General features: G+C 60.5%; 12 protein-coding genes and 1 riboswitch. Of the genes, 6 read left to right on the top strand and 6 right to left on the bottom strand.

The annotated features are described in order from the left end of the window. Together ABI213_RS23245 and ABI213_RS23250 are read left to right on the top strand one after the other, a co-directional pair. A partial coding sequence (locus tag ABI213_RS23245) for a GGDEF domain-containing protein (protein ID WP_348028872.1) occupies window positions 1-483 on the top strand: 483 nt, incomplete at its 5' end. A gap of 288 nt (window positions 484-771) precedes the next feature. Further along, a riboswitch (FMN riboswitch) is annotated at window positions 772-944 on the top strand. A 79-nt stretch (window positions 945-1023) separates the two neighbouring features. Then, window positions 1024-1488 carry a 6,7-dimethyl-8-ribityllumazine synthase gene (locus tag ABI213_RS23250; protein WP_348008936.1) on the top strand — a complete coding sequence of 155 codons (465 nt, stop codon included), beginning with the start codon at window positions 1024-1026 and terminating at the stop codon, window positions 1486-1488. Between the two features lie 54 nt (window positions 1489-1542). On the opposite strand, the gene flhC is transcribed toward ABI213_RS23250, so the two are convergent. The 6 genes from flhC to ABI213_RS23280 all read right to left on the bottom strand — a co-directional run bounded on the left by flhC (window position 1543) and on the right by ABI213_RS23280 (window position 4923). Continuing rightward, a complete protein-coding gene (flhC, locus tag ABI213_RS23255; protein WP_348008935.1) occupies window positions 1543-2121 on the bottom strand; it encodes a flagellar transcriptional regulator FlhC in 579 nt (192 codons plus the stop codon). 10 nt (window positions 2122-2131) lie between these two features. After that, window positions 2132-2458 (bottom strand): flagellar transcriptional regulator FlhD, encoded by a 327-nt coding sequence (gene flhD / locus ABI213_RS23260; protein ID WP_315246203.1) that lies wholly within the window; start codon window positions 2456-2458, stop codon window positions 2132-2134. Window positions 2459-2643: 185 nt separating this feature from the next. Then, on the bottom strand, window positions 2644-3666 hold the full coding sequence (locus tag ABI213_RS23265; RefSeq protein WP_348028874.1) for an NAD(P)H-dependent glycerol-3-phosphate dehydrogenase: 1023 nt from the start codon (window positions 3664-3666) through the stop codon (window positions 2644-2646). Between the two features lie 4 nt (window positions 3667-3670). Further along, window positions 3671-4138: a protein-export chaperone SecB gene (gene secB, locus ABI213_RS23270; RefSeq protein ID WP_348008933.1), complete on the bottom strand. Its 468-nt coding sequence runs from the start codon at window positions 4136-4138 to the stop codon at window positions 3671-3673. 93 nt (window positions 4139-4231) lie between these two features. Beyond that, window positions 4232-4492 carry a glutaredoxin 3 gene (gene grxC / locus ABI213_RS23275; protein ID WP_348008932.1) on the bottom strand — a complete coding sequence of 87 codons (261 nt, stop codon included), beginning with the start codon at window positions 4490-4492 and terminating at the stop codon, window positions 4232-4234. Window positions 4493-4512: 20 nt separating this feature from the next. Next, complete coding sequence (locus ABI213_RS23280) at window positions 4513-4923, bottom strand: rhodanese-like domain-containing protein (protein ID WP_348008931.1); 411 nt, start codon at window positions 4921-4923, stop codon at window positions 4513-4515. A gap of 124 nt (window positions 4924-5047) precedes the next feature. Here ABI213_RS23280 and gpmA point away from each other — a divergent pair, with 124 nt between their 5' ends. The 4 genes from gpmA to ABI213_RS23300 all read left to right on the top strand — a co-directional run. Beyond that, complete coding sequence (gene gpmA, locus ABI213_RS23285) at window positions 5048-5794, top strand: 2,3-diphosphoglycerate-dependent phosphoglycerate mutase (RefSeq protein ID WP_348008930.1); 747 nt, start codon at window positions 5048-5050, stop codon at window positions 5792-5794. An 80-nt stretch (window positions 5795-5874) separates the two neighbouring features. Then, a complete protein-coding gene (locus tag ABI213_RS23290) occupies window positions 5875-7311 on the top strand; it encodes a S41 family peptidase (protein WP_348008929.1) in 1437 nt (478 codons plus the stop codon). A gap of 65 nt (window positions 7312-7376) precedes the next feature. Next, window positions 7377-8126 (top strand): molybdopterin-synthase adenylyltransferase MoeB, encoded by a 750-nt coding sequence (gene moeB, locus ABI213_RS23295; RefSeq protein ID WP_348008928.1) that lies wholly within the window; start codon window positions 7377-7379, stop codon window positions 8124-8126. A gap of 59 nt (window positions 8127-8185) precedes the next feature. Further along, a partial coding sequence (locus ABI213_RS23300) for a SulP family inorganic anion transporter (protein ID WP_348028876.1) occupies window positions 8186-8403 on the top strand: 218 nt, incomplete at its 3' end.

The raw sequence follows: 8403 nt of genomic DNA on the forward strand, positions 1-8403 counted from the left end.
ATGGCCAGCCGCAGCCACTTCATGGGCCACGCCGAGGCCGAGCTGGCCCGCGCGCGCCGCCACGGTCGCCCACTGTCGATGGTGATGCTGGACGTAGACCACTTCAAGCAGATCAACGATCGCCATGGCCACGCCATGGGCGATAGCGTGCTGCGCGTGCTGACCCGCACCTGCCGCTCGCTGGTGCGCCAGCAAGACCTGGTGGGGCGACTGGGGGGCGAAGAGTTCGGCATCCTGATGCCCGAAACCGACAGCGAAAACGCCTTTGCCCTGGCAGAGCGCCTGCGCAGCGCCATAGCCGCGCTGCATCTCACCACGCCGCGCAACGCCACCGTGAGCGTCACCGCCAGCTTCGGCATCAGCACCTTGTTGCTGGATGACACCCTGGACAGCCTGCTGGCCCGCGCCGATGCCGGGCTGTACCTGTCGAAAAATGCAGGCCGCAACCGCGTCAGCTGTGCACCAGTACCGTCACGCTATTGACCGGTCAATACTATGTTTTTTGTAGCTGCTTGCGCAAGTAATAAAAGCGCCAGAGCCCTATTTTCCTTATAAAAACAGTTTTTTTGCTTAGCCTTACACTTGGGGCCTCTGCGCACATTAGTGCCGTGCCAAGCAGGATCTGTCGGTTTGCGCTTACTCTCGCCGCGCATTGCGTTATTGCGGTCCTTGCCCAGGTTAAACCCTGCGCTGTGGCCCAAGCCTAGCGCTGCACCCCGATAGCTTTGCGCAAACTCGACACATCATGCTTGACACGACACTAGCGCAGAACAGCGTTCTCAGGGCGGGGTGAAACTCCCCACCGGCGGTGATGGCAAAAGACTCTCAACAGGTTTATTGCACAAGCCCGCGAGCGCCCTTGGGTGGTCCACCATGCGAGGGGTCAGCAGATTTCGGTGCGATTCCGAAGCCGACGGTCATAGTCCGGATGCAAGAGAACGCGCCATCTGCAAACCCGTCTTTGGCGGCTTGTGATTGCGCGCGTGCGTCCTGGGTTGGGAACATTTTTTGCCAACACCACTTATGACCACGACCGTTACCGCACCTCTGCGCATCGCCTTCATCCAAGCCACCTGGCATGCCGATATCGTCAACCAGGCCCGCGATGGCTTTTTGGCCGAGATGGCCCGCCATGGCGTACCACGCGATGCGATCACGCTGTTTTCGCTGCCCGGTGCCTTCGAGATTCCGCTGCACGCCAAAAAGCTGGCCCAAACCGGCCAGTTCGATGCCATCGTCGCCTGTGCGCTGGTGGTGGACGGCGGCATTTACCGCCACGAGTTCGTCGCCAGCGCGGTCATTCAAGGTCTGATGACGGTGCAGCTAGACACTGGTGTGCCGGTGTTCTCAGCGGTGCTGACCCCGCACCACTTCCATTCACATGCCGAGCACCAGCAATTCTTTGGCAACCACTTCGTGCACAAGGGTGCGGAAGTGGCGCAGGCCTGCCTGGCTACTGTCGCCAGCCTGCGCCAGCTGCCGGTTTGATACTCAGCTTAACCTGCAACGACTTGCACGGCTTTGCCGCCAAAGCCATGCAAATCAGTGCAACATCAAGGTCCGTTCGCCCTTGCACTTGCCGGCGCGGGCCGGTGGGCTGCACAGACCGCAGACGTATTGGCGGGGATTTTCATACAGCTCGGTGACAAATTTGCCGCCGCAGCTGCTGCACTGGGTCATGTTGAGCATATTGGCATCGACAAACTTGACCAGCCGCCAGGCGCGGGTAAAGGACAACAGCGGATCCACTTCGGCGGCCACGATCTGCTCGCTGTAGAGGCGGTAGGCCTTGGTCAGGATGTCGATGGAGTCCATGTCCATGCTCTTGGACAGGTATTCGTAGATGTTCAGAAACAGCGAGGAATGGATGTTTTCCTGCCAGGACAAAAACCAGTCGGTCGAGAACGGCAGTTGGCCCTTGCTGGGCGACTTGCCCGACACCTCTTTGTACAGACGCAGCAGGCGTTCGTAGGACAAATCGGTTTCTGATTCCAGCACCTGCATGCGGGCACCCATGCGTATCAGCGCAGCAGCGCGTTCGATCTGCTGCGAGTCTTGCAACACGCTCTTGGAAGGCTTTGGCACTTTGGTAGGAGTCGCTGTGGACGCGGTGGCGGTCATGCTCGGCTCCTTACAGAACTTCGGCCACGCGGCCTGCCATCAGGATGTTGGCGTGCAAGGTGTTGGTGGCAGGGTTGCCGACCTTCTTGATGTCGTGGTTGGTCAGCAGGCTCCAGACCAGGCTGTCTTCCACACGGAAGTGGCACAGCAGCATGTTGCCCGAGGCCAGTTTCAGAATTTGGGCAGCCGACAAGGCGCCCAGGATGTCAGCGGCTTCTTCGTTGATACCGAGGCGAAACAGGGCTTCGGCCTTGTCTTGGCGGATCAGGCTTTGCGCCAGCATGAGATACGTCAGATTGGCCTCGCGGATTTCGGCAATGATCTGTTCGGTGTTCATGGTGTGTCCTTTGGGTTCAACCGGTTCAGGCTGCATTGCGCTTGTCGCAATCTGCTGTTTCCCGATCCGTTGAAATGGATTGTGAATACCCCCCAATCAAAAATTAAGTCAGGGAGCACCCATACCGCAGGTCAGATTTTTAGCAGGCCATGTAAGAAAATCCCTTACACAACAGACACAAAACCTTACACAAGCTCGGGCACCGGGGCCCGCCCCATCAGAGACGCAACCGCGTCAGCAGGCAGGATGCGGCCGTCCAGCAAAGCCACTACGCTGTGGGTGATGGGCATGTCCACGCCCAGACTGTGCGCGCGCTGCGCCACGGTGCGGGCGCTGTATACACCCTCGGCCACATGGCCCAAAGAAGCCACGGCCTGGCTCAAAGTATGGCCCTGGGCCAGTAACAAACCCACTTGCCGGTTGCGGCTTAAATCGCCGGTGCAGGTCAGCACCAGATCGCCCAGGCCCGACAAGCCCATGAAGGTCTCCGCCTTGGCCCCCAGGGCCAGTCCGAGGCGCGTCATCTCCGCCAATCCACGGGTGACAAGCGCCGCCCGCGCGTTCAGGCCCAGGCCCAGGCCGTCGCACAGGCCAGTGGCGATGGCAAGCACGTTCTTGACCGCTCCGCCCACTTCCACACCCACTACGTCGTCGCTGGCGTAAACCCGCAGCGCCGGGCTGTGGAAGGCCTCCACCAGCGCATCCCGCACCTCGGCATGGCTGCTGGCCGCTACCAAGGCCGTAGGCTGGCCACGGGCCACTTCCTGGGCAAAACTGGGGCCGCTGAGCACGCCGTAGGGCGTCGATGCATCTGCTATTGATTCAGTAGCTACCTGCGCATGTATTTCGTGCGCTAGCAGCCCAAAAGACTTGAAACCAGGGGGTTCGAACCCCTTGCACAGCCAGGCCACCGGGGCGGCGCAACCCGCAATGTCTTGCAGCATGCGGCGCAAGCCCGACATGGGCGTGCCGATGATGGCCAGATCCTGGTCCGCCACCAGCGCGGCCAAGGCCTCGGGCGGGACGGAGCAGACGGTGAGAGCTTCGGGAAAAGAAATGCCGGGCAGGTAGCGCGGGTTGCAGCGCTGGGCTTGCATGGCCGCGGCCTGCTCGGCATCGCGCGCCCACAGCGTGACGCTGTGGCGCTGGCTGGCACTGATGGCCAGCGCGGTGCCCCAGGCCCCCGCGCCCAGAACCGCGATCTTCATGGGTTTACTGCAGGGTTGCAGTAGGCGCTTCCACCGCGGCCGCTGCGGCGTTGGCTTGCTGTTGCTCGTACATGGCTTGGAAGTTGATTTCGGCCAGGTGCACTTGCGGGAAACCGGCGCGCTGGACCAAATCGGCCACATTGCTACGCAGGTAGGGGTAGACGATTTGGGGGCAGGCGATGCCGATGATGGGGCCCATCTGCTCTTCCGACATATTGCGGATTTCAAAAATACCGGCCTGCTTGGCTTCCACCAGGAACACGGTCTTGTCGCCAATCTTGGTCTGCACGGTGGCCGTCACAGCGACTTCGAAAATACCTTCAGCGACCGGGTTGGCATCCACGCCGAGCTGGATTTCCACGGAGGGTTGGGTAGGGTCCAACAAAATGCCAGGGGAATTGGGTTGCTCCAGCGAAGCCTCTTTCAGGTAAACGCGCTGGATTTGGAAAACGGGATCTTGTTGCTCGGACATTGTGTTCTTTCGGTTCAATTCAAAACAAAGCCCGCCGGAGAAGCCACGGCGGGCGAAAAAAGCAAACGGATTATTGCCGATTAAAAAGGCGTTTTAAGCCGCATTCAACAAGGGCAAGAGACCGCCGCGTCCGTCCAAAGCCACCAGGTCGTCACAGCCACCCACATGGGTGTCGCCAATGAAGATTTGCGGCACGGTGCGGCGACCGGTCAGCTCCATCATGGTGGCGCGGGCCTCAGGCAGCTGGTCTACGCGGATCTCATCGATTTGCGCGACGCCCTTGCTTTTCAGAATTTGCTTGGCACGGATGCAGTAAGGGCATACGGCGGTGGTGTACATCTTGACGACTTGCATGGTCTATACGTGGTGATGGATCAGGATTTTTCAAGCGGCAGGTTGGCATCGCTCCAGGCTTTCAGGCCGCCGCTGAGCACTTCGGCTTGCTCGTAGCCCAGCTTTTTGGCGGTTGCCAGGGCTTTGTTGGCCCGTGCACCGGTGGCGCACACCAAAATCAAAGGTAAAGATTTGTTTTTAACCGTGGAAGCCAACTTGCCCTCCAACTGGCCGACCGGCAGGTTTTTGGCGGCAGCAATGTGGCCCGCGGCAAATTCATCGGCCTCGCGCACGTCCACCACCACGGCTTTTTCACGGTTGATGCGCATCACTGCACCGTTGGCCGTCAAGGCGCCGGCACCTGCGCTATTGGAAATCACCGGCCACAGCAAGCCGCCACCCGCCGCCAGTGCTATCGCAATCAGCATCCAGTTATCTAATAAAAACTTCACTTTGCACCTTTTATTTGTGGTTTAGCGGGACTACCCCGAACCAGCGATTTTAGAATGGCAGGCTGACCCTTGCGGGAGGCCCTATTTTTTGGCCTCTTTTCCATCCACCGAGACAAGCCGCCCTATGTACAAAATCGTTCTGATCCGCCACGGCGAATCCACCTGGAATCTTGAAAACCGTTTCACCGGCTGGACCGATGTGCCGCTGACCGACACCGGCATTGCCCAGGCGCAAAACGCAGGTCGCTTGCTCAAGGCCGACAACTATGAATTCGACGTGGCCTACACCAGCGTGCTCAAGCGTGCCACCCACACCCTGTGGCACTGTCTGGACCAAATGGACCGCACCTACCTGCCGGTGGTGCACAGCTGGCGTTTGAACGAACGCCACTACGGCGCACTGCAAGGGCTGAACAAAGCCGAAACCGCCAAGCAATACGGCGACGACCAGGTGCTGGTCTGGCGCCGCAGCTACGACACGCCACCACCGGCGCTGGAAGCCACCGACCCGCGTTGCGAACGCAGCGATCCGCGCTATGCCAAGCAAACTGCCGAGCAGGTGCCGCTGACCGAATGCCTGAAAGACACCGTGGAGCGCGTGCTGCCGTTCTGGGTTGATGCCATGGCTCCCGCCATCAAGGCCGGTAAACGCGTCGTGCTGGCTGCCCACGGCAACTCGATTCGGGCGCTAATCAAGTACCTGGACAACATCTCCGACGACGACATTGTCGGCCTGAACATCCCCAACGGCATTCCGCTGGTATACGAGCTCGACGAGAACCTGAAACCCATCCGGCACTACTACCTGGGTGATGCAGAAGCCGCCGCCGCAGCAGCAGCCGCGGTTGCCGCCCAAGGCCAAAAGAAATAAGCCTATAAAAAGGTTTACACGGAACGTATCCATGCAAGTGGAACCCAACGTGTATATTGACAGCGAACTGAAAGATGCTTATGGGCCAGAAACTCAAAATTACCGGTTGGATTGCCGCCGGTGCCATTGCCGGAGCCCTCACCACGGTTTCGCTTCAAACCGTGGCCCGTGGGGCCATGGCACCGCTGCCGCTGGAAGAGCTGCAACAGCTTGCAGCCGTCTTTAGCATGGTCAAAACCGACTACGTGGAGCCGGTAGACGAGAAAAAGCTCATCAGCGACGCGATTGCGGGCATGGTGGCCAGCCTGGACCCGCACTCCCAGTACTTCGATAAAAAGTCGTTCAAGGAATTCCGCGAAGGTACCACCGGTCGTTTTGTGGGTGTGGGCATTGAGATCACCCAGGAAGACGGGCTGGTCAAGGTGGTTTCGCCCATCGAAGGCTCCCCGGCCTTCCGCGCGGGCCTCAAGCCCAATGACCTGATCACCAAGATCGACGACACCGCCGTCAAAGGCCTGGCGTTAAACGAGGCGGTGAAGAAGATGCGCGGCGAACCCAACACCAAGGTCAGCCTGACGATCTTCCGCAAGGACGAAAACCGCAGCTTCCCGGTAACCATCACCCGCGAAGAAATCCGCACCCAGTCAGTCCGGGCCAAGGTCGTTGAGCCCGGCTACGCCTGGGTCCGACTGAGCCAGTTCCAGGACCGCACGGTGGAAGATTTCGCCACCAAAGTCACCGACATCTACAAGCAAGAGCCCAAGCTCAAAGGCCTGGTACTCGACCTGCGCAACGATCCGGGTGGCCTGCTGGATGCCGCTGTAGCCGTGTCTGCCGCCTTCTTGCCTGAAAACGTCACCGTGGTGTCCACCAACGGCCAGTTGGCAGACAGCAAGTTCACCTACAAAGCCTCGCCCGAGTTCTACCAGCGCCGGGGGGCCGATGCCCTGGCCAATCTGCCTGCGGCCCTGAAGACCGTGCCGTTGATCGTGCTGGTCAATGAAGGCTCGGCCTCGGCCAGCGAGATCGTCGCTGGTGCCCTGCAAGACTACAAGCGTGGCACCATCATGGGTAGCCAGACCTTTGGCAAGGGCTCGGTCCAAACCGTGCGCCCCCTCGGCCCCGATACCGGTTTGAAACTGACCACCGCGCGCTACTACACGCCCAGCGGCAAGTCGATCCAGGCCAAGGGTATCGTGCCCGACGTGATGGTCGATGACACCGAAGACGGCAACCCCTTCGGTGCCCTGCGCATGCGTGAAGCCGACCTGGAAAAGCACCTCAACAGCGGCCAAGGCGAAGAGAAGAAGGATGAAGCCCGCGAAAAAGCCCGTGATGAAGCACGCAAACTACTGGAAGCCGAAGCCCTGAAACCGGTCGCTGACCGCAAGCCACCACCGGAGTTTGGCAGCGAAAAGGACTTCCAGCTGATCCAGGCGATCAACCAGTTCAAGGGCAAACCCGTCATCATCAGCAAGACCATGGTGGAGCGCAAAGAAGAGAAAAAAGAGAACTGATCAGGCCCCGCACTGTTCCTACAAAAAGCCCCGCTCTGCGGGGCTTTTCATTGTTAAATACCGCCATGACTGACGACCAATTGCTGCGCTATTCGCGCCACATCCTGCTGGACGACATCGGTATGGAGGGGCAAGAACGGCTTTTAAATGCCCACGCGCTGGTCATTGGCGCGGGCGGGCTGGGTTCTCCGGTCGCGCTGTACTTGGCCACGGCAGGTATCGGCCACATCACCCTGGTAGACCAGGACACGGTGGACCTGACCAACCTGCAGCGGCAAATCGCCCACAGCCTGGACCGCGTCGGCCAGCCCAAGGTGGACTCGGCGCGCACCGCCATGCAGGCCATCAACCCCGAGGTGCACATCACCACCGTCCAGGCCCGGGCCGATGCTGCGCTGCTGGACACGCTGGTGGCCCAGGCCGATGTGGTGCTCGACTGCTGCGACAACTTTGCCACCCGCCATGCCGTCAATGCCGCCTGCGTGCGCCACCGCAAGCCGTTGGTGTCGGGCGCCGCCATCCGCATGGACGGGCAAATTAGCGTGTTCGATGCGCGCGATACGGCATCGCCCTGCTACGCCTGCGTGTTCCCGCCCAGCGACGACTTTGAGGAAACCCGCTGCGCCGTAATGGGTGTGCTGGCCCCGCTGGTGGGCATCATCGGGGCCATGCAGGCAGCTGAGGCCATCAAGCTGCTCAGCGGCGCTGGCAGCTCGCTGGCCGGGCGGCTGCAAATGCTGGATGCGCGCACCATGGCCTGGAACGAAATCCGCATTCCACGCGACCCGGCGTGCAGTGTGTGCGGGCCCCTGTAGTGGGCCGGAGTCTATACTCCTATTTTCATAGCTGCCTGTGCAGTAGGAATAAGCGCTAGATGCCTAAAATCCTTGTAAATTGGGGTCCATTCCAGCGCTGCTTTCCGTTTCTCAACTGGCCGCGTCCCAACCGCACCACCATGCTGGGCGAACTCTGGGCCGGGCTGACAGTGGGCATGATGGTGATTCCCCAGGGTGTCGCCTACGCCGCCCTGGCCGGCATGCCGCTGGTCACCGGCATCTACGCCTCGCTGCTTCCGGCGCTGGTGGCAGTGCT

It is taken from the genome of Rhodoferax sp., from assembly GCF_039922535.1.
Lineage (GTDB): Bacteria > Pseudomonadota > Gammaproteobacteria > Burkholderiales > Burkholderiaceae_C > Rhodoferax_B.